At 60.3% G+C, this 24,104-nt stretch carries 24 protein-coding genes; 15 read left to right on the top strand and 9 right to left on the bottom strand.

Going from position 1 to position 24,104, the window contains the following annotated elements; genetic code table 11:
• Positions 1-125: 125 nt before the first annotated feature.
• Positions 126-755, top strand: a complete 630-nt coding sequence (locus tag GOQ25_RS06025; RefSeq protein ID WP_160349555.1) for a DUF4136 domain-containing protein — start codon at positions 126-128, stop codon at positions 753-755.
• 68 nt (positions 756-823) lie between these two features.
• Here the strand turns inward: GOQ25_RS06025 and GOQ25_RS06020 are convergent, their stop codons facing one another.
• Entirely contained in the window at positions 824-1,183 is a 360-nt protein-coding gene (locus GOQ25_RS06020) for an H-NS family nucleoid-associated regulatory protein (protein WP_160349554.1), read from the bottom strand.
• 144 nt (positions 1,184-1,327) lie between these two features.
• On the opposite strand from GOQ25_RS06020, the gene GOQ25_RS06015 reads away from it, so the two are divergent.
• From GOQ25_RS06015 to glcF, 7 genes are all read left to right on the top strand, one after another.
• Entirely contained in the window at positions 1,328-2,146 is an 819-nt protein-coding gene (locus GOQ25_RS06015; RefSeq protein WP_160349553.1) for a carbon-nitrogen hydrolase family protein, read from the top strand.
• A gap of 12 nt (positions 2,147-2,158) precedes the next feature.
• Complete coding sequence (gene tldD, locus GOQ25_RS06010; RefSeq protein ID WP_160349552.1) at positions 2,159-3,619, top strand: metalloprotease TldD; 1,461 nt, start codon at positions 2,159-2,161, stop codon at positions 3,617-3,619.
• A gap of 313 nt (positions 3,620-3,932) precedes the next feature.
• A complete protein-coding gene (gene aroG / locus GOQ25_RS06005; protein ID WP_160349551.1) occupies positions 3,933-5,006 on the top strand; it encodes a 3-deoxy-7-phosphoheptulonate synthase AroG in 1,074 nt (357 codons plus the stop codon).
• Positions 5,007-5,058: 52 nt separating this feature from the next.
• Complete coding sequence (locus tag GOQ25_RS06000) at positions 5,059-6,468, top strand: FAD-binding oxidoreductase (protein WP_160349550.1); 1,410 nt, start codon at positions 5,059-5,061, stop codon at positions 6,466-6,468.
• 120 nt (positions 6,469-6,588) lie between these two features.
• Positions 6,589-8,088: an FAD-linked oxidase C-terminal domain-containing protein gene (locus tag GOQ25_RS05995; protein ID WP_160349549.1), complete on the top strand. Its 1,500-nt coding sequence runs from the start codon at positions 6,589-6,591 to the stop codon at positions 8,086-8,088.
• An 11-nt stretch (positions 8,089-8,099) separates the two neighbouring features.
• Positions 8,100-9,230, top strand: a complete 1,131-nt coding sequence (glcE, locus tag GOQ25_RS05990; protein ID WP_160349548.1) for a glycolate oxidase subunit GlcE — start codon at positions 8,100-8,102, stop codon at positions 9,228-9,230.
• 6 nt (positions 9,231-9,236) lie between these two features.
• Positions 9,237-10,460 carry a glycolate oxidase subunit GlcF gene (gene glcF / locus GOQ25_RS05985; protein WP_160349547.1) on the top strand — a complete coding sequence of 408 codons (1,224 nt, stop codon included), beginning with the start codon at positions 9,237-9,239 and terminating at the stop codon, positions 10,458-10,460.
• Positions 10,461-10,496: 36 nt separating this feature from the next.
• Here glcF and GOQ25_RS05980 read toward each other — a convergent pair whose 3' ends face one another.
• Genes GOQ25_RS05980 through GOQ25_RS05970 form a run of 3 tightly spaced genes read right to left on the bottom strand, consistent with a single transcriptional unit; the run spans position 10,497 to position 13,374 of the window.
• Positions 10,497-11,936 carry an NAD(P)(+) transhydrogenase (Re/Si-specific) subunit beta gene (locus GOQ25_RS05980; protein WP_160349546.1) on the bottom strand — a complete coding sequence of 480 codons (1,440 nt, stop codon included), beginning with the start codon at positions 11,934-11,936 and terminating at the stop codon, positions 10,497-10,499.
• Positions 11,933-12,250: an NAD(P) transhydrogenase subunit alpha gene (locus GOQ25_RS05975; RefSeq protein WP_160349545.1), complete on the bottom strand. Its 318-nt coding sequence runs from the start codon at positions 12,248-12,250 to the stop codon at positions 11,933-11,935. The genes GOQ25_RS05980 and GOQ25_RS05975 overlap by 4 nt, the downstream gene beginning before the upstream one ends.
• Positions 12,251-12,252: 2 nt before the next feature.
• Positions 12,253-13,374: a Re/Si-specific NAD(P)(+) transhydrogenase subunit alpha gene (locus GOQ25_RS05970; protein ID WP_160349544.1), complete on the bottom strand. Its 1,122-nt coding sequence runs from the start codon at positions 13,372-13,374 to the stop codon at positions 12,253-12,255.
• A 112-nt stretch (positions 13,375-13,486) separates the two neighbouring features.
• Between GOQ25_RS05970 and mnmA the strand changes: the two genes are divergently transcribed.
• Together mnmA and GOQ25_RS05960 are read left to right on the top strand one after the other, a co-directional pair.
• Entirely contained in the window at positions 13,487-14,623 is a 1,137-nt protein-coding gene (gene mnmA, locus GOQ25_RS05965) for a tRNA 2-thiouridine(34) synthase MnmA (protein ID WP_160349543.1), read from the top strand.
• Positions 14,624-14,796: 173 nt separating this feature from the next.
• The gene (locus tag GOQ25_RS05960; RefSeq protein WP_160349542.1) at positions 14,797-15,615 is read left to right on the top strand and encodes a sulfite exporter TauE/SafE family protein; all 819 of its coding nucleotides are present in this window, start codon (positions 14,797-14,799) and stop codon (positions 15,613-15,615) included.
• A 170-nt stretch (positions 15,616-15,785) separates the two neighbouring features.
• Here the strand turns inward: GOQ25_RS05960 and GOQ25_RS05955 are convergent, their stop codons facing one another.
• A complete protein-coding gene (locus GOQ25_RS05955) occupies positions 15,786-16,397 on the bottom strand; it encodes a glutathione S-transferase N-terminal domain-containing protein (protein ID WP_160349541.1) in 612 nt (203 codons plus the stop codon).
• A gap of 157 nt (positions 16,398-16,554) precedes the next feature.
• On the opposite strand from GOQ25_RS05955, the gene purB reads away from it, so the two are divergent.
• Both purB and GOQ25_RS05945 read left to right on the top strand, forming a co-directional pair.
• Positions 16,555-17,931: an adenylosuccinate lyase gene (gene purB / locus GOQ25_RS05950; RefSeq protein ID WP_160349540.1), complete on the top strand. Its 1,377-nt coding sequence runs from the start codon at positions 16,555-16,557 to the stop codon at positions 17,929-17,931.
• 83 nt (positions 17,932-18,014) lie between these two features.
• A complete protein-coding gene (locus GOQ25_RS05945) occupies positions 18,015-18,473 on the top strand; it encodes a cytochrome c (RefSeq protein WP_160349539.1) in 459 nt (152 codons plus the stop codon).
• Positions 18,474-18,537: 64 nt separating this feature from the next.
• Here the strand turns inward: GOQ25_RS05945 and GOQ25_RS05940 are convergent, their stop codons facing one another.
• From GOQ25_RS05940 to GOQ25_RS05930, 3 genes are all read right to left on the bottom strand, one after another.
• Positions 18,538-19,230: a cytochrome b/b6 domain-containing protein gene (locus GOQ25_RS05940; RefSeq protein ID WP_160349538.1), complete on the bottom strand. Its 693-nt coding sequence runs from the start codon at positions 19,228-19,230 to the stop codon at positions 18,538-18,540.
• Positions 19,231-19,368: 138 nt separating this feature from the next.
• Positions 19,369-19,653, bottom strand: a complete 285-nt coding sequence (locus GOQ25_RS05935; protein WP_160349537.1) for a hypothetical protein — start codon at positions 19,651-19,653, stop codon at positions 19,369-19,371.
• A 381-nt stretch (positions 19,654-20,034) separates the two neighbouring features.
• Positions 20,035-20,418, bottom strand: a complete 384-nt coding sequence (locus GOQ25_RS05930) for a hypothetical protein (RefSeq protein WP_160349536.1) — start codon at positions 20,416-20,418, stop codon at positions 20,035-20,037.
• Positions 20,419-20,522: 104 nt separating this feature from the next.
• Here GOQ25_RS05930 and GOQ25_RS05925 point away from each other — a divergent pair, with 104 nt between their 5' ends.
• The 3 genes from GOQ25_RS05925 (at position 20,523) to GOQ25_RS05915 (ending at position 23,091) form a co-directional block, all read left to right on the top strand.
• Positions 20,523-21,200 carry a DUF3053 family protein gene (locus GOQ25_RS05925; RefSeq protein WP_160349535.1) on the top strand — a complete coding sequence of 226 codons (678 nt, stop codon included), beginning with the start codon at positions 20,523-20,525 and terminating at the stop codon, positions 21,198-21,200.
• Positions 21,201-21,284: 84 nt separating this feature from the next.
• On the top strand, positions 21,285-22,550 hold the full coding sequence (locus GOQ25_RS05920; RefSeq protein WP_160349534.1) for an AI-2E family transporter: 1,266 nt from the start codon (positions 21,285-21,287) through the stop codon (positions 22,548-22,550).
• Positions 22,551-22,725: 175 nt separating this feature from the next.
• The gene (locus tag GOQ25_RS05915; protein WP_160349533.1) at positions 22,726-23,091 is read left to right on the top strand and encodes a hypothetical protein; all 366 of its coding nucleotides are present in this window, start codon (positions 22,726-22,728) and stop codon (positions 23,089-23,091) included.
• Positions 23,092-23,116: 25 nt separating this feature from the next.
• Here the strand turns inward: GOQ25_RS05915 and GOQ25_RS05910 are convergent, their stop codons facing one another.
• Positions 23,117-24,082 (bottom strand): tripartite tricarboxylate transporter substrate binding protein, encoded by a 966-nt coding sequence (locus GOQ25_RS05910; protein WP_160349532.1) that lies wholly within the window; start codon positions 24,080-24,082, stop codon positions 23,117-23,119.
• Positions 24,083-24,104: the final 22 nt, after the last annotated feature.

The following is a 24,104-nucleotide window of genomic DNA, read 5'->3' as shown; positions in this document are numbered from 1 at the left end:
TTCCTGGGACAAAAAGGTCCAACCCTCTCGCAGTATCATGCCAATATGGTCGCCGGCCCACCGTTCTCTTTCGGAGCGTAGGCCCGGAGACTGGCTGGGCCAACGAACGAGCGGGAGGATCTTTTATGTTGAATACGCGTACCGGGCCAATGGTTTGGCGCGCAGCGGCGGTCGCGACCGTGCTGGCCGCGTCAATGCTGACGGGCTGCGCGGGTCCTACGGTGTCGGCCACCGTCACCTCGTTCCAGCAATGGCCAGCCAATGCCGTGGGCGCGACTTACCAGTTCGTGGACGCCACGCCTGCCCAACGCAATAATCTTGAATATCAATCTTACCGAGACATCCTGCGGGCCAGCATGGGGCCAACGGGCCTGGTGGAGGCGCCGGCAGGGACAAATGCCCGTTTTAATGTGTCGTTCAACTACGGTAGCGAGCAGACGCAGGTAATGGTGCGTCAGCCTTACGATCCGTATTTCTATGGCGGATTCGGGGTGGTTTACGGGCCACCTTGGTGGGGCACCGGTTTTTGGGGACCAAGTTGGGTCGATGTACCGTCGGTAGCGTTTCGGAATCGCTTGACCGTCGAAATTTCCGATAACGAGCGACATGGTGCCGAGGTCTATCGCGCCAGTGCGTACATTGTGACCGGGCGGTCGGATTTAATACGGACCATGCCATATCTGGCCCGCGCCATATTCGATAATTTCCCGGGTAATAATGGCTCTGAGCGCGAAGTGGAGTTTCCTGCGCGCTGATCGATAATGTCAGTGCGCACGCCCATAATCCACTTCGCTAGACTGCAGGAAAACGTTTGCCTAGATTACTACTCAGCAATCAGGAACGATTCACGCTGCTTGCCGGCGGCTTCTTCGGCGGCAAGCCAACGAGGGGCTTTACCACGGCCACTCCAGGTCTCGCCGGTTTTGGGATGGCGATATTTGGGGGCGACAGGGCGCTTGGATGTAGTGACGGCGCGGCGACCGGCTTGGCGAGGCGCTTTGCTAGCACTGTTAAACGCCGTGGCGATTTCCTCGGGAGTGATATTGTAGTCACGCATCGAGGAAATGATGGAGGCGATAACCGGCTTGCGCCGTTTGTTCTGCAGGGCCTCAGCTTTCTTTTGGAGTTTGCTGATTTCCTTTTCTATCTTGGCTTGAAGCGTAGCGTAGCTTTCACGGGGCATGAGTAATCCTATTAATTTGGTCGGCCGGTGGAGCACATGCTAATTGTTGTCTGCGCTAATTGTCGGCCTGTGCCAACATAATACCCAAAATCAGACTGATATTCATGGCATTAAAAGCTTTGTCACGGTTTTTATGGAGCAAGCATGAATGATCCCGTATTAACAGACATCAACGTGGCCGCTATTCAAATGGTCTCGAGCCCCAGCGTTGAAGATAATTTGAAGCAGGCTGGCGAATTAATCGCGCAAGCGGCGGACCTGGGTACGAAATTTGCGTGTTTGCCGGAGTATTTCTGCTTCATGGGAACGAGCGATCGGCAAAAATTCCTGATTAAGGAACGCTTGGGGGATGGTCCGATTCAGGATTTTCTCGCGAATATGGCGGCCAAGCACGGAATATGGATTGCAGGAGGGACATTGCCCCTGGACTGCCCGGATCCCGAGCGCGTGTTTAATACGAGTCTGGTTTATGACCCCGACGGACGTCTCGCCTCGCGCTACGACAAAATTCATTTATTCAATTTCAAGCGTGGCACGGAGTCGTATGACGAATCAATTGCGATTCGTCCCGGTGAATCCGTCCAGGCGATTCAAACACCTTTGGGCCGCGTGGGATTATCCGTATGCTATGACCTGCGCTTTCCCGAGCTGTATCGCGCGATGGGGCAGGTGGACTTGATTTTGGTGCCGGCCGCCTTCACCTACACGACAGGTAAGGCGCATTGGGAATTACTGCTGCGCGCTCGCGCGGTCGAGAACCAGTGTTACGTATTGGCTGCCGCACAGGGCGGCCATCATGAAAACGGACGCCGCACCTGGGGCCATTCCATGCTGATCGATCCGTGGGGCGAAATTATCGACGTCCTGCCCGAAGGCCCGGGCGTAGTCAGAGGTACGATAGAGGCTGAGCGCCTGACTCAGGTGCGCGCATCGCTGCCCGCGCTGCGACACCGCGTCCTGTAAACCAGAGATTCTATGAACTTGATTGATCCTGATATCCAATCGTTGGCCACGGCCAAATCCTTATTGCTGGACCCTTGGGGCCTGACCGAGGCCGATATGGCCCGGGCGCTGGGGGAAATCTTTACCCATAAGGTGGATTACGCCGACCTGTATTTTCAGTACACGCGTAGCGAAGGCTGGAGCCTGGAAGAGGGTATCGTCAAAACCGGCAGCTTCTCGATTGGTCAGGGCGTGGGTGTGCGCGCGATCAGCGGGGAAAAAACCGCCTTCGCGTACTCGGATTCGCTCTCGCCCGAGGCCTTGTTGTCCTCGGCCCGTACCGTGCGCGGTATCGCGCGTCGGGGCGCGGGCCGGGTAAAGGTCGCCGCTCAAGTGCCGCCCGAAGCCGGCCGCAGCCTCTATGGGGATGTGGACCCGCTGGGTACGCTGACGGCTTCCGAAAAAGTGGCCTTGCTCGAACGCGTCGAGCGCATGGCGCGCGCGCGCGATCCGCACGTCATTCAAGTCATGGCTGGTCTGGGCGCTGAATACGATGTGATTCTTGTCGCGGGCAGCGACGGGCGTCTGGCCGCCGATGTGCGTCCTTTGGTGCGCCTGTCGTTGACCGTGATCGCCGAGCGCGATGGTCGTCGCGAGATGGGTCATGCCGGCGGTGGTGGCCGACTAGGGCTAGGATATTTTTCCGACGAGGTGCTGCAGGGCTATGTCGAGCGCGCGGTACACGAGGCGCTCGTGAACCTGGAGGCGCGCCCGGCGCCCGCCGGGGAAATGACGGTCGTGTTGGGTTCGGGATGGCCGGGCATTTTGCTGCACGAGGCCGTCGGCCATGGCCTGGAGGGCGACTTCAATCGCAAGGGCTCCAGCGTTTTTTCCGGCCGTATCGGCGAACGCGTGGCCTCCAAGGGTGTCACGGTCGTGGACGATGGCACCTTGCCGGACCGTCGTGGCTCGCTCAATGTCGATGACGAGGGCAACGCCACGCAGTGCAATGTGTTGATCGAAGACGGCATTCTGCGCGGCTATATGCAGGACACCTTGAACGCCCGCCTGATGAAGACGTCCGCTACCGGCAACGGCCGTCGCGAATCCTTTGCACACCTGCCGATGCCGCGTATGACCAACACCTATATGTTGGCCGGCAGCACGCCGCCCGAGGAAATTATTGCCTCGGTCAAGCATGGCTTGTACGCCGCCAATTTCGGCGGGGGGCAGGTCGATATCACTAACGGGAAGTTCGTGTTCTCGGCATCCGAGGCATACATGATCGAGAACGGCAAGATCACGTATCCGGTCAAAGGCGCGACCTTGATCGGCAACGGCCCGGATGCCATGAACCGGGTGAGTCTGATCGGCAACGATATGCAGTTGGATTCGGGCGTGGGCACCTGCGGCAAGGACGGCCAGAGCGTGCCGGTAGGCGTCGGGATGCCGACGGTCCGCATGGAAGGCCTCACGGTCGGCGGCACGGCCTGACGACCACCCCGGCGCAGCGGGCCTAGCCTTCACGCATGCGCCGGGACATCGCCACAATCGATCCACCGATGGGCAAGGTCACCAGACCTTGTTCGACAAAAGTTGATAGACGGCCGCTAAATATCTGTGCTAGAGTCTTTCGTTATGAAATTCGCGTCCCCCGCCTTTTATTTTTATTTTTATAAGTTTCTGAAGCCGCTGGCGGAGGAAGGGACGCACTCAAACTGAAGTTGCCCAGATCCTTAAAAAAGCCGCCAGCGCCCTGGCGGCTTTTTTCATGCCGTCAGACGGGCGGGAAACCCAGGAGTTACTCGTGTCGCACAATACCGATGACATTCGCATCCGCGAAATCAAAGAACTCAATCCCCCCTCGCATGTCATGCGCGAGTTCCCGTGTACGCAGGACGCGTCCAAGACGGTTTTCGCCGCCCGCCAGTCGATGCACCGCATCCTGCACGGCATGGATGATCGGCTGATCGTTGTGATTGGCCCTTGCTCGATCCACGACACCAAGGCGGCATTGGAATACGCCAGCCGGCTCAAGCCGGTGCGCGACCGCCTCAAAGGCGAGCTGGAAGTCGTCATGCGCGTGTACTTCGAAAAACCGCGCACCACGGTGGGCTGGAAGGGCTTGATCAACGACCCGGGTCTGGATGGCAGCTTCGATATTAATCGCGGTATCCGCGTGGCGCGCGAACTGCTGCTGGACATCACGAGCATGGGCTTGCCAGCGGGCTGCGAATTCCTCGACATGATTACGCCGCAATACATTGCCGATCTGGTGTCCTGGGGCGCCATCGGGGCGCGTACGACCGAAAGCCAAGTTCACCGCGAGCTGGCTTCCGGCCTATCGTGCCCGGTTGGCTTTAAGAACGGCACCGACGGCAACGTGCGCATCGCGGTCGACGCGATCAAGGCGGCGTCACAGTCGCATCACTTTTTGTCGGTGACCAAGGGCGGTCATTCGGCGATTGTGTCCACCTCGGGTAACGAGGACTGCCACGTGATCCTGCGTGGCGGCAAGGCGCCGAACTATGACGCCGCCAGCATCTCTGCCGCCTGCGAGGCCATGGCCAAGGCCGGTCTCGCTCAGCGTGTCATGATCGACGCCAGCCACGCCAACAGCAGCAAGAAGCCCGAGAATCAGCCACTGGTGGCCGAGGACGTCGCGCGCCAGATCGAAGCGGGCGACGGGCGTATCGTCGGTCTGATGATCGAAAGCCATCTGGTGGCCGGTCGCCAAGACCTGGTGCCCGGTCAGCCGCTCGTCTACGGTCAGAGCATTACCGACGGCTGCATCGATTGGGAGGCGTCGGTGGCCGTGTTGGAACGCCTGGCCGCCGCGGTTAAAGCGCGCCGTCTCGTGGCTTCCACCGTGAGCAAATAGGGCAGCACAGGGCGTAGAATGTATCTTTTCCTCTCTACGCCGTCTTTCTGCCATGAACGCGCCTGCTATTGCCGAAAACCTGCGCCGCCCGGTGCCTGCTGCTTGCCTGGATGCCTTGCGTGAGCGATTTGCCGACCGCTTGTCCGTTTCCCATGCGGTGCGCGAGCATCACGGGCGCGACGAATCCCCGTATCCGCCGATGTTGCCCGATGCGGTGGTTTTCGCGCGTAGTACCGAGGAAGTCGCGGTCGTCGCGCGGCTGTGCAATGAACATCGCGTACCGCTGATTCCCTACGGCGCGGGCTCCTCGCTGGAAGGGCATCTTCTGGCGATCCAGGGCGGCATCAGCCTGGATCTGTCGCAGATGAATCAGGTCTTGGCGGTTAACGCCGAGGATCTGACCGCGACGGTTCAGGCCGGTGTCACGCGCAAGCAATTGAACGAGGACATTCGCGACACGGGTTTGTTCTTTCCCATTGATCCGGGCGCCGATGCCAGCCTGGGCGGTATGGCGGCCACGCGCGCCTCCGGCACCAACGCCGTGCGATATGGCACGATGCGCGAGAACGTGGTGTCGTTAACGGTGGTGACAGCGGATGGTCGCATCGTGCGTACGGCGGGCCGCGCTCGTAAATCGTCGGCCGGCTATGACCTGACTCGCATTTTCGTGGGCAGCGAGGGTACGCTGGGCATCATCACCGAGGTGACGGTGCGCCTATATCCCCAGCCCGAGGCCGTGTCCGCCGCGGTCTGCAATTTCCCCACGCTGGATGCCGCGGTTAAAAGCGTCATCGAGATCATTCAGATGGGTGTGCCCGTGGCGCGCGTCGAATTCATGGACGCCGCCGCCGTACGCGCAGTCAATTTGCATAGCAAACTGACATTGCGCGAAACGCCGATGCTGGTGTTCGAATTCCATGGCAGTCCGGCAGGCGTGCAGGAGCAGGCCGCTATTGTGCAAAGCATTACAACTGAGCACGGCGGCATGGATTTCGAATGGGCCGATCGTCCCGAGGACCGTAATCGTCTGTGGACTGCGCGGCACAATGCCTATTTCGCTGGTCTGCAATTGCGCCCGGGGTGCCGTGCCAGCACCACGGATGTGTGCGTGCCGATTTCGCGCTTGGCGGATTGCGTGCGGGAGACCGTGGACGAGCTGGATCGTGCCAGTTTTCCCTACACCATCGTGGGTCACGTGGGCGATGGAAATTTCCACGTGCTGATGTTGTTGGACCCCGACAGCGAAACCGAATGGCGCGAATCGGAAACGATCAACCATAATCTGGTTCGTCGCGCGATTGCCGCGGATGGTACCTGCACCGGCGAGCACGGCGTCGGATTGCATAAGATGCAGTTCATGGCCGAAGAACACGGCGATGAAGCGCTCGCGTTGATGCGCAGCCTCAAGCATGCGTTCGACCCGAACAACATTCTGAATCCCGGCAAAATCATCACTTGGTAAGTAAACTAAACGCCTAGGGGTCGGTTAGTCACTGAGCGTTACTGTCCTCAGTGTTAGCGGGGCGTGGATGCGGGTTATTCCGCCCTCCCACAAACCATAGTGTCAGGCTATTGTGTCTGCATGAATGCGTTTGCCGAACTCCTCTCGCCGTCGTCTCAGGCGGCTTTCGAGACCACCGCGCTGCTGGAGGCGCTGCGCGGCGTTCTCCCCGCGCATTGCATCTTGCACCGCGAGGAGGACACGCGGCCGTACGAGTGTGACGGCTTGTCGTTATATCGCGCCTTGCCCCCTATCGTCGTGCTGCCCGAGTCCGAAGGCGAGGTGGTCGCCGTCATGCGGGTGTGCAAACGTCTGAATGTGCCCATTGTGGCGCGCGGCGCCGGGACGGGTTTGTCAGGCGGCGCGATGCCGCACACACGCGGCGTTTTGCTCGGGATGTCGAAGTTCAACCGCATCCGCCGTATCGACCCGCAAAGCGCCACGGCCGTGGTCGAACCCGGCGTGCGTAACCTGGCTATTTCCGAGGCGGCTGCGCCGTATGGGCTGTATTACGCACCCGATCCGTCGAGCCAGATTGCCTGTTCTATCGGTGGCAATGTGGCCGAAAATTCTGGCGGCGTGCATTGTCTGAAATACGGTCTGACTGTCCATAATGTGTTGCGCGCTCGGGTGGTGACCATCGATGGCGATGTCGTCGAATTTGGATCTGAGGCTCCCGACGCTGCCGGCCTTGATCTGCTGGCAGTCTTCATTGGCTCGGAAGGTATGTTGGGCGTGGTGACGGAAGTCACCGTCAAACTCATTCCAAAGCCCACCTGTGCCCAAGTCGTCATGGCGAGTTTTGCCAGTGTCGAGGCGGCAGGGCAGGCCGTGACCGATGTGATCGCCGCGGGCATCATTCCTGCGGGGCTGGAAATGATGGACCATCGCGCCGTGCAAATGGTCGAGCCGTTCGTCAAGGCAGGCTATGACGTCGACGCGCAAGCGATTCTGCTATGCGAATCCGACGGCACTGCGGAGGAAGTCGCGCACGAAATCGAGCGGATGGAAACGCTATTTCGGCAAGCGGGGGCAACCCGTTTGCAAGTGTCGCGCTCCGAGGCGGAGCGGCTGTTGTTCTGGGCCGGACGCAAGAACGCGTTTCCTGCCGCCGGACGTGTTTCGCCGGATTACTACTGCATGGACGGCACGATACCGCGACGCCACTTGGCACGGGTATTGGGAGCCATCGAGCAGATGGAAGACGAATACGGACTGCGTTGCGCGAATGTATTTCATGCAGGCGATGGCAACCTGCATCCCTTGATTTTGTTTGATTCCAATAAGCCCGACGAAGTCGAACGGGCAGAGAAGTTCGGCGCAGCGATTCTGGAGCTGTGTGTGCAGGTGGGAGGCACCGTGACAGGCGAGCACGGGGTGGGAATGGAGAAAATAAATCAGATGTGCGTGCAATTTTCGCGTGATGAGCTGGATGCGTTTTTGGCGGTGAAGCGAGCGTTCGATCCGGCGGGATTGTTAAACCCCGAGAAAGTCATTCCGACTTTGGCGCGTTGCGCCGAGTACGGAAAAATGCACGTGCATAGTGGAGAGCTGCGTTTTCCTGATCTTCCGCGCTTTTAGGTTGCGCGAGTATGCAATTCGTTCTGTCTGAACTCTGTGATCAGGTGATGACCGCGCACGCCGGTCACAAGCCGCTGTACGTGTGTGGCGGCGGCAGCAAATCGTTTTACGGCAACTACCGTCCGGTGACGCCGCAAGACGGGCATTGCCTGCTGGATATGTCGGCCTACAACGGCATCATCAATTACCAACCGTCCGAATTGGTCGTCACGGTGCGCGCGGGCACCTCGCTTGCGGCCTTGGAAGCGGAGCTGGCCGAATATGGGCAAATGCTGGCGTTCGAGCCTCCTCACTTTGGCGCTTCATCGACCGTGGGCGGGTGTGTGGCCGCCGGTCTGGCGGGGCCGCGGCGTATGGCGGTCGGCGGGGTGCGCGATTTCGTGCTGGGCGCAAGACTGCTGGACTCGCAAGGCCGTCTGCTTTCGTTTGGTGGCGAGGTGATGAAGAACGTCGCCGGATACGATGTCTCTCGCTTACTGGCCGGATCGCTGGGTATCTTCGGCGCCATTATCGAGGTGTCGCTCAAAGTGCTGCCTAAACCTTTCGAGGAGCTGAGCCTGCGCTTCGAAGCGACACAGCAGGAGGCATTGACGCGTTTCGCGCAATGGCGCAGTCAGCCGCTGGCCATATCGGCGACGAGTTGGGCGGCGCTGGAGGATAGCGATACGTACCTCGGCGCCGATACACCGGGCTGTGTGACGGTGCGGTTGTCAGGAGCACCCCCGGCCATCCGCGCCGCCAAGGCCGCGATCGGCGGCCACGAACTCGACGGTGCGCAGGCGGCCGATTGGTGGCGTTCATTGCGCGAGCAAACGCATCCGTTTTTTAAACACGGACGGCCCTTGTGGCGTGTGGCTTTACCGCCCACCACACCGGCAGAAGATTTCGGTGCGCCGACCTTGATTGAGTGGGGTGGCGGGCAGCGTTGGTTTAGTGGCAGCCTGGACGCGCAGGCCGTGCGCGCGCGCGCACAAAGCCTTGGCGGGCACGCCACCTTATTCCGCGCGGCAGGTGGGCCGATTCCGACGGATGGCGTTTTCCATCCGCTGGCGCCGGGCGTCGCCGCGATCACACGGCGGCTCAAGCAGGAATTAGATCCCTCGGGGCTGTTTAATCCCGGCCGATTGGTGATGGAGCTATAGCGCAGCATGCAGACCGATTTAGCCTCCTGGGCTCGAAACACCGATCAAGGCCGTGAAGCCGACGCGATTCTGCGGCGCTGCGTGCACTGCGGTTTCTGTACGGCCACCTGTCCCACCTATCAAGTGCTGGGCGATGAGTTGGATGGACCGCGCGGGCGGATCTACCTGATCAAGCAGGTATTGGAAGGCAAAGAACCGACGAGGTCCACGCAGGAGCATTTGGATCGTTGTCTGACTTGCCGCAATTGCGAAACGACCTGCCCGTCGGGCGTGCAGTACGGTCATCTGGTCGATATCGGGCGCAATCTCGTGGACCAGAAAGTGACGCGACCGTGGCCAGACAGGCTGCGGCGATTGCTGTTGCGCAAAGGCATGAACTCGTCTTTGTTTGCCCCGGCGATGAGGTTGGGGCAGGCGATGCGCGACATGCTGCCGGATTCATTGCGGCGTAAAGTTCCCGAGCGGCGTGATGTAGGCGCGCTGCCGGATGTATCGCGGCATACTCGTCAAGTGTTGATGCTGACCGGCTGCGTGCAGCCATCGATGATGCCCACGATCGATGCGGCGACACTCAGAGTGCTGGATGCAATTGGTATCGGCGCGCGCTTGGGGCCAGGTGCGGGTTGTTGTGGGGCGGTGAATTTTCACCTCGATGCGCAAAGCGAGGCGCTGGATCAAATGCGCGCCAATATCGATGCCTGGTGGCCCTTGGTGGAGGCAGGCTCGGTTGAAGCGATTGTGATGAACGCCTCGGGATGCGGCGCAATGGTGAAGGAATATGCGCACCATCTGCGTCTCGACCCGGCGTATGCCGCGCGCGCGGAACGCATCGTGTCACTGGTCAAGGACGTGGCCGAGATCGTCGCCCCGCATGTCGAGACCTTGCGGTCGCGGCTTACGCCAGGGGTCCGCGCGGCGTTTCATCCGCCGTGTACGCTGCAGCATTGGCAAGGGTTACGGCCGTTGAGCGAACGGTTGCTGCTGGATCTGGGCTTTGAGCTGCAGCCGTTTGCAGACACACATTTATGTTGCGGATCGGCCGGCGCGTATTCGGTGTTGAATCCCGAGATGGCATTGGAGCTACGCGATCGCAAGCTCAGCGCGATCTCGCAGACGAGGCCAGAGGTGATCGTGTCAGCGAATATAGGCTGCGTGACACACCTGCAAAGCGGGACGGAGGTGCCGGTGCGGCATTGGGTGGAGGTCGTGGACGAACAGCTGCGCGGATGATCGGTGCGTTTGGTCCGTCGCCCCGCGACACCGCGCTCATTCTACGGCTTTGACCATGTCCTCCAAGACCTTTTTCGCGTCGCCAAATACCATCATGGTGCGGTCCATATAGAAGAGTTCATTATCCAGGCCCGCATAGCCCGCCGCCATGGATCGTTTGTTAACGATGATGGTGCGCGCCTTATAAGCCTCCAGAATCGGCATGCCGGCAATGGGAGACGAAGGATCGTTTTTGGCTGCCGGGTTGACCACGTCATTGGCGCCGAGCACGAGGACCACGTCCGTCTGGCCAAACTCGCCATTGATGTCATCCATTTCGAACACCTGGTCGTATGGGACTTCGGCCTCTGCCAACAGCACATTCATGTGACCAGGCATGCGGCCGGCAACGGGATGAATGGCGTATTTGACCGTGATGCCTTTTTCGCCGAGCTTGGTCGCGAGCTCTTTTAACGCGTGCTGGGCGCGGGCGACCGCCAGTCCATAGCCGGGAATGATGGTGACGGTCTCTGCATTGGCCAATAGAAAGGCGGCATCGTCGGGGCTACCGGATTTGACGCTGCGTTGTTGACCATCGCCCGAAGCCGCGGCACCGCCGCCCGTATTGCCGAAACCACCCAGGATGACATTGAAAAACGAGCGGTTCATGGCCTTGCACATGATGTACGACAGGATCGCGCCCGAGGACCCCACGAGCGATCCCGCAATGATCAACATGGGATTGTTGAGCGAAAACCCAATGCCCGCGGCCGCCCATCCGGAATAGCTGTTGAGCATGGACACCACCACGGGCATGTCCGCGCCGCCAATCGGGATGATGATCAGCACGCCCAACACGAAGGCCAGGGCGGTCATGACGATAAAGGGCGTCCATGATTGCGTCGCCATGAACCAGAAACCCGCGGCCAGCATGGCCAGTGCGAGGATCAGATTGATGAGGTGCTGGCCCGCGAACACCACAGGCGCGCCCTGGAACAGACGGAATTTATACTTGCCCGAGAGCTTGCCGAACGCGATGACGGAGCCGGAAAAGGTAATGGCGCCAACAAAGGTGCCAATGAACAATTCCAGCCGGTTACCTACAGGCAGGGCTACACCCGGCTCGGCAATGCCAAAGGCATGTGGCTCAGCCACGACCGCCACGGCGATTGCGACGGCGGCCAATCCAATCATGCTGTGCATGAATGCGACGAGTTCGGGCATCTTTGTCATTTCGACGCGCTTGGCCATCAGGGTGCCGACCGAGCCGCCTACGAGCAAGCCAAGCACTACCCATCCGAGCCCCATGCCTGCGGTTCCCGAACTGGCCAGTTCGACGATCAGCGCCGCCGTGGTCAACACGGCGATGGCCATGCCGGCCATCCCAAACGCGTTACCCATGCGCGAGGTCGTCGGATGAGAAAGGCCTTTAAGCGCCTGAATAAAGCAGACCGAGGCCACCAGATACAGCAGAGTCACCACATTGAGCGAGATCATGGGCGCGGCTCCGAGGTGGGCTTCTTGTCCTTTTTCTTGAACATCTCCAGCATGCGACGCGTGACGAGAAAACCGCCAAACACGTTGACAGCCGCCAACGCCACGGCAAACACGCCCATGCCGCGCGCGAGGTAGCCTTCGGTCAGCGCGGCCGCGAGCATTGCACCTACGATGATGATGGCCGAAATCGCATTGGTGACAGCCATCAAGGGCGTGTGTAGCGCGGGGGTGACGTTCCACACCACGTGGTAGCCCACATAGATTGCCAGCACAAAGATAATCAGGTTGATGAGTGTTGGATTAATGGCGTCCATGCTCAGCCTCGCTTTTGGGTGACATTGCCGCCTTCGCATAGCAGGCAGGCAGCGACGATTTCGTCTTCGCGTTGAATTGCCAATGCCCCATCGGCATTGGTGATCAGCTTGAGAAAATCGAGCAGGTTGCGCGCGTAGAGGGCGGATGCGTCGGTCGCTACTAAGCCGGGCAGGTTTGTCAGGCCAATAAGCGTGACGCCATGTTTTTCCACCACACGGTCGCGCTCGGACAGCGGGCAGTTACCACCGCGCTCGACCGCGAGATCGACGACCACAGAGCCAGGCTTCATGGCCTGGACGGTTTCCTCGGTCAGCAGCGTCGGGGCAGGGCGGCCGGGGATCAGGGCGGTAGTGATGACGATATCGGCTTGTTTGCATCGCTCGGCAACCCGTTCGGCCTGCCGCGCCATCCAGGCGGGCGGCATCGCGCGCGCGTAGCCGCCCGTGCCTTCAGCGATCGCGCGCTCTTCATCGGTTTCGAAAGGCACATCAATGAACTTTGCACCGAGTGATTCGACCTGCTCGCGCGCGGCGGGACGCACGTCGGAGGCTTCCACCACCGCGCCCAGACGCCTCGCGGTGGCGATGGCTTGCAGACCGGCGACACCGGCGCCCAACACGACGACGCGAGCGGCCTTCACCGTGCCCGCGGCGGTCATCATCATGGGAAAGAGCCGCCCGTAGTAATGAGCCGCCAGCAATACCGCTTTATAGCCAGCGAGGTTGGCCTGCGAAGACAGGACATCCAGGCTCTGCGCGCGGGTGATGCGCGGCGCAGCCTCGAGTGCGAAGCCGGTTACGCCAGTGTGGGCTAAAGCCTCTATCCCCACTTCGTCATAGGGATCGAGCATCCCGACCACCACAGCGCCTGGTTTCAAGTGCGCCAGCTCATCGCCCTCGGGCGCGCGGACTTTCAGAACCAGTTCACTGCCCAGAGCATCCTGCGCCGATCCCATCGTCGCACCGGCCGCGGCGTAGACCTCATCCGGATATCGCGCCGCCAGGCCGGCGCCGCGTTCTACGACGACGGTATGTTTGCCGGCTATATATTTTTTTATCGTCTCGGGTGTCGCTGCAACGCGAGTTTCGCCCTCTCGGGATTCTCGCGGGATTCCGATCTGCATCGTCGCTCCTCCTCCACAGTTGGGTAGTTATACACGAAGGGCAGGCGCTGCACAGCGTCTGTAGCGACCCTACCGCCAGCAGGGGAAAGGCAGCGGCTAAAATACCGCCATCATGTCCTTACCTTCTCCTTCCTCCTCCGCCCGGGGCCGTGTCGTTGTCGGCATGTCCGGGGGCGTCGATTCCTCGGTCACCGCCTGGTTGCTTAAACAACAGGGGTACGAAGTCATCGGTCTTTTCATGAAAAATTGGGAAGACGACGACGATTCCGAATATTGCTCGACCCGCCAGGATCTGCTGGACGCCGCGAGCGTCGCCGATCGCGTGGGCGTGGATTTCGAATACGTGAACTTCGCGGCGGAATATAAGGACCGTGTTTTCGCCGAGTTTCTGCGCGAATATTCCGCGGGCCGCACGCCTAATCCCGATGTGTTGTGCAACGCCGAGATCAAGTTCAAGGCGTTTCTCGATCACGCCATGAACTTGGGCGCCGACCATATCGCCACGGGGCATTACGCCCGCGTGCGCGCGGTGCAAGGCCCGCAAGGCACGGAGTATCAGCTCCTCAAAGCGCTGGATAGCACCAAGGACCAAAGCTACTTCCTGCACCGTTTGAATCAGGCGCAGTTGTCGCGCACCCTGTTCCCCTTGGGCGACATACCCAAAACCGAGGTGCGCCGTATCGCGCACGAAATCGGTCTGCATAACGCGGCAAAAAAGGACTCTACCGGTATCTGCTTTATCGGCGAGCGGCCATTTCGCGAATTTCTGAATCGTTATCTGCCCACGGCTCCTGGCGATATTTTGACTCCAGAGGGCAAGCGCATCGGCCGTCATCATGGGCTCGCGTTCTACACCTTGGGGCAACGCAAGGGCCTGGGCATCGGTGGCGTCAAAGGCAATCAGCGCGAAGACGGCACTGCCGACGCATGGTATGCCGCGCGCAAAGACCTCGAGCGCAATGTGCTGTACGCGGTGCAAGGGCACGACCATCCCTGGCTGTTGTCGCGTGGGTTGCAGGCGTTGGACGCCAGTTGGATCGCCGGCCGCGCGCCAAACGTCCAGCAATACGGGGCGAAAACCCGCTACCGCCAGCCGGACGCGGCCTGCCAGCTCGTGAGCGCTGACGCCAGCCAATTCGAGCTGTCGTTCACCGAGCCCCAATGGGCCGTGACCCCCGGGCAGTCCGCGGTGCTCTATGACGGCGATGTTTGTTTAGGCGGCGGGATCATCGCGAGCGCGACAGATTGATACAGCTGGGCTGTCGTTAACGTTAGCATGCATTGCGTCAGGCTCTTACAATGGCGCTCGCGCCCGTGTGGCTGACGCGTTGATCGCGACCCCCGGGCGCTCGTTATTTTCAGGATGGATAGCTTCCGAGCCTGTGCGCGTGTTTCGATCACTGTAAACCTGAGGGGAATGATGTGGATGTGTTGATGTTGGTATGCCTGCTGGCGCTTGGCGCGGTTGCCGGTTTTGCAGCGGGACTGTTGGGGATTGGCGGTGGCATGCTGCTGGTGCCGTTTCTCACGATGTTGTTTACCTGGCATGGCATGCCACTTGAGCTGGTGGTGCACTCCGCGATCGCCACCTCGATGACCTCGATTCTGTTCACGTCGCTCTCTAGCGTGCGGGCTCACCAGCGCAAGGGCACCATCCAGTGGAAAATCGTCCTGGCGATGGCGCCGGGCATCATCTTGGGTGGCCTGCTGTCCGGCGGCGCGGCGTTTGCGTTCATCAGCACTGCCTGGCTGTCGACCTTCTTCGCGCTGTTCGTGGGGTATTCGGGCTTTAGCATGCTGCGCAACACCAAGCCCAAGCCTAGCCGTCAGATGCCGGGTATTGTGGGCACCAGTGCCGTTGGCGTGGTGATCGGTTTTCTGTCGGGGCTGGTGGGCGCGGGTGGCGGCTTTCTGTCGGTGCCGTTCATGGTGTGGTGTAACGTCGCCCTGCACGCGGCGGTGTCGACCTCGGCCGCTTTGGGTTTCCCGATTGCATTGGCCAACACCATCGGCTATATCGCCTCGGGCTTGACCATGGATATCGACTACCCGCATATGCTGGGCTATATCTACTGGCCCGCGCTGCTGGCCTTGGTCGCCACCAGCGTATTGATGGCACCGGTGGGCGCCAAAATGGCCTATCGCTTGCCGGTCAGCACGCTCAAGCGCGTGTTCTCCGGGCTGTTGTTCGTGCTGGCGGCCTACATGCTGTTCAAGGCGGTACAGGCGTTTGGTCTCTGACCGGACGCTTCTGGCCGACTAAGCCTGGCGTGTTTGATCTGTGATCGGATGCGCCGGGCTGTATGAGCCCGGAGTAAAGCCCATAAAAAAACTGCAAGCCGGCGATGCCTCGCTGCTTGCAGTTTTTTTATGCCCGGCCGGTGGGTCGGGATATAGCCTGGGGCCCGGATTTATACAGCGGGCGGTGCGCTGTCGATGAAGGATTGACGGACCGACACTTTTTCGTAATGGCGCGTCAGGTTGGGGTGCGAATCACGCCAGTTCAGGTGCGGGAAGCGCAGGTCCAGATAGCCCAACGCACAGCCCACGGCGATATCGGCGAGCCCGTAGTTGATTCCCATGCAATAGGGTTGTTCGCCCAGGCTTTCTTCCATGGCGTGCAGCGCCGCATCGATCTTGCCGTATTGACGATCGATCCAGTCCTGGCTGCGCTGGGCCTCGGGGCGCATGTTTTCGCGCACGATCAATACGCACGCGTCCAGCAAACCGTCGGCGATGGCTTCCCAGCACTTGACCGCCGCACGCTCGCGGCCCGAGGGCGGGATCAAGCGCGCCACCGGGGAAAGCGTGTCCAGGTATTCCACGATCACGCGGGAATCAAACAGCGTGCCGCCATCTTCCATGGCCAGGCACGGGACCTTACCCAACGGATTGAACGTCTGGATCTGCGAGTCGGGTGACCATACATTTTCGATTTCAAGCTGGTAGTCCAGCTTTTTCTCGGCCATGACGACCCGTACTTTGCGAACGTAAGGGCTAGTGAGAGAACCGATCAGTTTCATGGGAGCCACAGGCGAAGTCGGAAAGCGGCCGAAGTATAGCAGGCACAGACCTAACTCTACTGCAAAGCGGGCTTACCGGCATCCTTTTCGGGCGGACCTGTGCGCCCTCAATGATAAAATCGCGGGTTGCACCACTTTTACTTTTTTTCACAACGCCATGCATATCGCCGACCAGATCAGTCATCTTAACGCTCTTTCGCCGCTGGACGGCCGCTATGCATCGCGCGGCGACGCGCTGCGCGGCCTGTTGTCCGAAGCCGGCTTCATGGCGCACCGCGTCGAGGTGGAAGTCGCCTGGCTGGTCGCCTTGTCCGACGCCGGCCTGCCCGAATTGCCTAGCTTTTCGCAAGGCGCCCGTGACCGTCTTGCCCAGTTGGTGAGCGATTTCTCCGAGGCTGACGCCGCGCGTATCAAAGATATCGAGCGCACGACGAACCATGACGTCAAGGCGGTCGAGTACTGGCTGAAAGAAAAGGTCGCCGGTGACGAAGAACTCGCCCGCGCCGCGGAATTCATCCACTTTGCCTGCACGTCCGAGGACATCAACAATACCTCGCACGCCTTGATGCTCAAGCGCGCCCGCGCCGATGTCATCGTGCCGCGCCTGCGCGAGATCGCCGACAAGCTCAACGAGATGGCGCAGCAACAGGCCGACCAGCCGCTGCTGTCGCGCACCCACGGCCAGCCGGCCAGCCCCACCACGCTGGGCAAGGAATTCGCCAACGTGGCCGCCCGTCTGCAACGCGCCATCGCCGCCATCGAGGCTGTCGAGCCCCTGGCCAAGCTCAATGGCGCGACCGGCAACTACAACGCCCACCTGTCCGCTTACCCGGAAATCGACTGGCCGGCCTTTAGCGCCCGCGTGTTGAACGGCCTGGGCCTGACCCAGAACCGTCACACCATCCAGATCGAGCCGCACGACTGGATGGCGGCGCTGTTCGATGCCGTGGCTCGCGCCAATGTCATCATCCTGGATCTGGACCGTGACATCTGGGGCTATGTGTCGCTGGGTTATTTCAAACAGCGCCTGAAAGAAGGCGAGGTCGGTTCGTCGACCATGCCGCACAAGGTCAACCCGATCGACTTCGAAAACTCCGAAGGCAACCTGGGCCTGGCCAACGCCGTGCTGCGTCACCTCTCGGAGAAGTTGCCCGTCTCGCGCTGGCAGCGTGACCTGACCGATTCGACGGTGTTGCGTAACCTGGGCGTGGGCTTCGGCTATAGCCTGGTGGCTTGGGATTCCTGCCTGCGTGGTCTGGGCAAACTGGAAGTCAACGCCGCTGTCATCGACGCCGATATCGACGCCTGCTGGGAAGTCCTGGCCGAGCCCGTGCAAACGGTCATGCGCCGTTATGGCCTGCCGCAACCGTACGAGCAGCTCAAGGCGCTCACGCGTGGCAAGGGCATTACTGAATCGGCGTTGCGCGAATTCATCAGCGGTCTGGAATTGCCTGATGACGCCCGTGCGCGCCTGTTGGAGATGACGCCGCGTTCCTACATTGGCCTGGCCGCGAAACTCGCGCGCGAAGTCTAGTCGCGCGGTATAGTCACTGCTGCCGTCAGGGCATGAATGATCTGGGCCGGCGTATGTCGGCCCTCTTTTTTCCGGAGGTTTCCATGAAGTCGTTTCCAGCGCTGGCCATCGCGGCTTGTACGATTGCCTTGTCCTCGTGGACGGCTCCGGCCGTGGCGCAATTCGCCAAGCCGGCCGATGCGGTGAAGTATCGCCAAGCGGCGCTGACCCTTATCGCATCGCATTTTGGCCGCATGCAGCCAGTCGTCAAAGGGCAGGCCCCCTATGACGCCGAGGCGATCAAAAACAATGTGAAGCTGCTCAGCACGCTATCCGAACTGCCCTGGGCCGCCTTCGGTCCCGGCACGGAAGGCGGCGACGCGCGGCCCGAGGTCTGGTCCGACGCAGCCGGCTTTGCGCAAAAACGCGATGCTTTCAAGGAAAACATCGCCAAGCTGCAGACGGCGGCGGATTCCGGCGATCTGGATAAAGTGCGCGCCGCGTTTGGCAACGTCGGCGCGAGCTGCAAGTCCTGCCACGACAGCTACCGCGCGAAGAAATAACAGACCAAAAACCCCGTGAGAACATCACGGGGTTTTTTTCATCATCACTGATTTGGGGCGCGGGTTAAGAAAAGCTAAAGTCCGCCACCAATTCCAATGACTGGATCCACAGCACGAGTGCCGTGGCGAGGGCCGCAACCACAAGCGCGCGCATCCACAGCGTGGGCCCGTCTTGTGAGGGCGGCGTGCCAGGCGGCAGGTCGGTGGTTTGGGCATCGCCTGTGATCATTGGACGCACCAGACGTTTGCGCCTCACGCAGACGTACCAGAGTATGGCGCAAAGATGCAGCGCCACCAGGCCCACGATGATCCATTCATTGCGGTGGTGCCAAGACGCGAACCATGATGCCAGTGCTTCGGGCGCGCGCCCATGGAGCGGGCCTTGGGTCAGGATGTCGTCGCTCACAAAAAGACCGCTGACGGCCTGAAACGCAATGATGGCCAGCATGGCGATCACCGAGAGGGCGCCCAGCGGAGTATGTCCCGCGACAGGGGCTTGGCCACGCAGATAACGGCCGAGCGCGGCAGGGCCGCGCACAAAGCTGGAAAAACGCGCGTAACGCGGCCCAACGAAGCCCCAGATCAAACGGAAGGTCACCAGTCCGAGCGTGGCAAGACCAAACCGTACATGCCAGTCCATGTATAAGCCGCCGAGCTTTACGCTCACGTACGCGCCGATGACGCAGACGGCTAATGCCCAATGGAATAGACGTGTGGGAAGGTCCCAGATCCGGACGCTTGAGCGAGGTGACGGCATGACGTGGACATACTCAATTAAGAGGAGGTCACTTTATCACGCTGCCGGAACGCAAAAAATCGGTCATCCGACCGACTCGGGGCCGCGCAAACTACGGCAGTAGAACACCAAGCGGGCACGTGGCCCGCCATAGCGATATTAAGCAGCAGCCTGGCGTACCGACTCGATGCGATGAACATGTTCGTGACGGAAGCGGATGCGCATGCCCGGCTGATCGGGGCGGCCGCAACGAACGACGTCTGTCGTATACGTGACCGTGCCGTTGATGGGCGCGTTGTAAATCACCGTGGCGCGGATATCCGGGCCATTGGCCGGGCGCAAAACGACGGTGTCGCCGATATGGATGGGCGTTTGGTCGATTTGGCTCTTGGCGCGGCGGGGCAGCAGATCCGACGGGGTGATGGGGCGAATGGTTTGAGTCATGATGATCCTATTTTGAATTGTCATTATGGAAATGCGATGACAGGCCTCAACGGACTTCAAAAAGAGCCAGGCAAGGACAGCCATCCGGCTATAGCAATCATCGTGCCCAGGATGAGCAACAGACAAGATGCTACGGCAGTCCCCGGGTGAAAGCGGGGAAGAATTTCAAGCTGAAGGGGTGAAACGCGCCCAGCGCGTTATGTGCGAAACACACACGTGGTATTCGCGTAGGGCTACCCGGGTTACATATGGGTTTTAGTAGTAGGTCGGCATTATTGCCTGACCAACCCAGGGCGCCTGAACAGCATTTTTTAAATTTTATCGAAAAGCGATAGATCGCGCAAGCATTTTCTGCCCTGACCCATCGGGCCAGGGTAAAAATTACTGCTTTAACGCGCTTTGATGCTGAGCGAGACGTTGCGCCTCGATGATCTGATCTTCCAACTCGGGGGACATCTGCAACGCCACCTGCGGGCCGCGGCCACCTTGGGCCGGTTCCAGCTTCAACAAGATGCGTTGTCCGCGGAAGGCGGCGGGAGCGGCTTCGATGTCGATGTATTTTTGAACCAGGGCATCGACCGCGTCTTGCGCGACCGTCATGCTGGCATTGTCCAGCGCGCGGCCGGACAGTGCCTCGTTGACCACGCGCGCAAGGTCAGAGACGAAAAATAGAAACGCGGACGAGCCTTTGCAATCGGGATGCGTGTAGCCCCATGGCGGCGTTTCGCGGGAGTCGGTTGGTTGAGGTGTGGTGGATGAATTCATTCACATATTGTAGGGTAGGGCATCTGGCTCGCGCGTCCGGGGTCGATGCATCCATTTGCCCCGCGCGAATCAGCCATTTTGTTAAAGATTAAAGAACAAACATCATGCGGATTGCCTATAGATTGCTCGTGCTGGCGTTTTCCAGTCTGATTCTCGTCGCTTGTACGAACAAGGAGCCCGAGGAGCGCGCCGCGTTTATCGCCTGGCTGCAGACGCAAGTGGTGGACGCGCCCGGTGCGCGCGTGCCGGAGCTCGATGAAAACCAGCGCGAAGCATTGGGCCAGTACGCTGAACAGTACGCAGTGCTCAACGATTTCCAAGCGCTGGCGCAGACACAGGTACTGCATCTGGCCAATACCTTCGATCATGAGCGATTGGGGTCGGTCGCGCAGATCCAGGCGCGCCACGAAATCTTGCGCGCCGATCGCCGTGCCCTGACCAACGGCTTGCAGGCCCTGCGCCTCGCTGTTGAACGCGCGCGGGCGTCGCAAGCAGAATGGGATCAACCCGCGGATCTGCGGGCGGTTTACGACGCAGCCTTCAATAAAACGGTCACCTTTTCGATGGCGGAGCTCGAAGCCATGACCCTGGTGGCATTGGCCGCGCTCAACGACACTTTATCGGTCGCGGATTATCTGCAAGCGCACGCTGATCAGTTGATCACCGACGGAGATACCGCCGCAGTGCGCGACCCGTCGGTACAGCGCGATCTTAATCAGCTTCTGGAAAAACTCAACGGGCATACCGACGCGATCGAGGCGGCGACGGCGCGGCTGCATTAACTGCAATCTTATTGACCAAGACGATGGCCAGGCGTTTGTACAATGGAGCACCCGCGGCCGGTGCCGCGCCTGGAAACACGCGTCATGAACGGTTCTAGCCAGCACTACCGACCCTTTCTTATTCTTTTGGTGGCCGTCTCGGTCGCTTTTGCCTGGATCCTGTGGCCACTCTACGGCGCCGTATTCTGGGGCGCTATTCTGGCCATTCTATTTGCGCCCATTCACCGGCGCATTGCCGCCAAACTGGGCAGCCGGCGTAACGTCGCGGCATCGATCTCATTGCTGGTGGTGCTCATCGTTGTCATCGTGCCGGTGATCTTCATCGCGGGCTCGCTGGTGCAAGAGGGCGCCAATCTGTACGAGCGCGTGAAGTCCGGCAACCTGAATTTCGGCTCTTACGTGCAGCAAATCCTCGATGCCATGCCTGCCAGCGTGCAAAGTATGCTGGCACGCTTTGGCGTGAGCGATTTATCCAGCCTGCAAGACCGGCTTACCGAAGGAGCCATGCAGGCAAGCCAATTTCTCGCCACACAGGCGGTGAACATCGGACAGAACACGGCCGAGTTCATCGTGAGTTTTGGCGTGATGCTGTATTTGCTTTTCTTCTTGTTGCGCGATGGCTCGATTGTCGCCGCGCGAGTCAGAGAAGCGATTCCCTTGAACGACGGGCACAAGATGCTTTTGTTGCGCAAGTTCACCACGGTGATCCGGGCCACGGTTAAAGGCAATATTGCCGTGGCGGCCGCTCAGGGTGCACTAGGCGGTGTGATCTTTTATGTGCTGGGCATCCAGGGTCCCGTGTTGTGGGGCGTGGTGATGGCGTTTTTGTCCTTGCTGCCCGCGATCGGCGCGGGGTTGGTCTGGGGACCGGTCGCCGTGTATTTCTTGGTCAGCGGCGCGACATGGCAGGGCATTGCGTTGGCGCTTTATGGCGTGCTGGTGATCGGCATGGTCGACAACGTGTTGCGACCCGTGCTGGTGGGCAAGGATACCAAGCTGCCCGATTACGTGGTGTTGATTTCTACGTTGGGCGGCATGGGCCTGTTCGGATTGAACGGATTTGTGATCGGGCCTTTGGTGGCGGCCTTGTTTTTCTCGTGCTGGGATCTGTATACGTCGGATTTCGCCACGGTACCCAGCAAGCGCAAGCGCGGTCGGCGCTTGTCTCCCAACCCATCGCGTGGCCCGCGCGAAGCAAATCCTGGCGGGCTGCAGGAGAGCGCCGCACCGGTTAATGTGTATGAGCCGGAACGTGGCGCGGCGACAACAGGCCATAGCATGGCGGCGCAAGTGGCCGAAAGCGTGTCCTCGCGAGCGCGGGGTCGTGGGCAGCGGGGCGCTGGCCGGTAAATGGCGGGCATCGCGGGGCGGAACAGCCGCCTTTGCCCCCACGAATGGCGGCATGTTTTGAATTATGGCGAATGTAACGCGAGGGTAATCGTCCTCAAACATTGCAAAACCGCACCGCCTCTCCAGTAATCCTGATCTACCCTGAAAGCGTAGGACATCGTTAGGGAGATCGGCTATGGACACTCATTCAGCGTTTGCTTGCCCGGTGAGCTATACGATACGCCCACGGGTTCATGAAATGGATGCGGGGCAATACCGAGGATGTGTGGAAGTGATCGGGCGCGATGGCGAGCGCACGTTCAGCTTCACCCGTTTTTCACCGCTGATGTGCTCGACGCGTGAGCGTGCGGAATTCGAGGCGATGCGTTTGGCCCAACAAGTTCGCGAGTCCGAATGCTCGGATGGAAGGAGTTGGGTGTTGCCGGGCCAGCTGAGTCAGCGTGGAGAGGTGGCGGAGCTGGCCGGCGTGCCAAGCAGCTTGCTCAGCCCGCCGGCGACGCCTACCAGGCGCGGCAAGCGCCACCTGCGGGTGGCGGCCTAGGGCTGGCGCGTGATGGAACCCGGGATTAATCCAGCTTCAAATTAGCGGCTTGGATCACGGGTTTCCATTTGCCCAGATCGTTCTTGATCGTTGCGGCAAATTCTTGTGGGGTGGTGGGCATGGCGGTTGCGCCTTGCGCCGCCAACGCATTCTGAATATCGGGAAGCGCCAGGATTTTATTCAACTCGGCGTTTACCTTTTCGATCACGGGCTGTGGGGTCTTGGCCGGTGCGAGCAGGCCATACCAGACACGCACATCGAAATCCGGGTAGCCTAATTCGGCCACGGTAGGCACGTCGGGCATAGCGGGACTGCGCTTGGGCGACGTGACGGCAAGCGGGATCACGCTTTGCGATTTGATCTGTGGGGCCGATGACGGAATAGAGGTGAAAATCACCGGCACCTGGCCGCCCAGCAAGTCCGTCATCGCCGGCCCTGAACCTTTATAAGGCACATGCACTAACTTGATTCCGGCTTTTTGCTGCAGGAGTTCAGCGGCCAAGTGCGTGATCGTGCCGGCGCCCGGCGATCCATAATTAATCGTGCCCGGGGCCTTTTTGGCCGCCTGGATCAGATCATCCAGCGTTTTATACGGGCTGTTCTTTCCGGCGACGACGATGAGGGGCGCTTCGCCCACGATACCGATTGGCTGGAAATCATTGATCGGGTCGTAGCTCAACTTGCTGTAGAGCGACGGCGCGACGGCGAGGTTGTCGGTTTGACCCATGACCAGTTCGTAGCCATCGGGTCGCCCGCGCGCGGCAGCGGAAATGCCCACCGTGCCACCCGCGCCCGCGCGGTTTTCCGCCACCACATTCCATTTGGCCGATTCCGAGAGCTTCGCCGCCACCGTGCGCGACAGAAAATCCGTGCCGCCGCCCGGCGTGAATGGCACGATGATACGGATGGGCTGCTCGGGATAGTTGTTTTGGGCGAAGGCGGGTAGCGCCAAGGCCATGCAGCAGCTTGCGAGGAAGGTGCGACGTAACATGATGTCTGTCTCCTAGATGTTT

The sequence above is a fragment of the Bordetella sp. 15P40C-2 genome, assembly GCF_009763235.1.
Classification (GTDB): domain Bacteria; phylum Pseudomonadota; class Gammaproteobacteria; order Burkholderiales; family Burkholderiaceae_B; genus Bordetella_A.
Note: the sequence above shows the minus strand (reverse complement) of the source record. Positions and strands in the feature narration are given on the sequence as shown.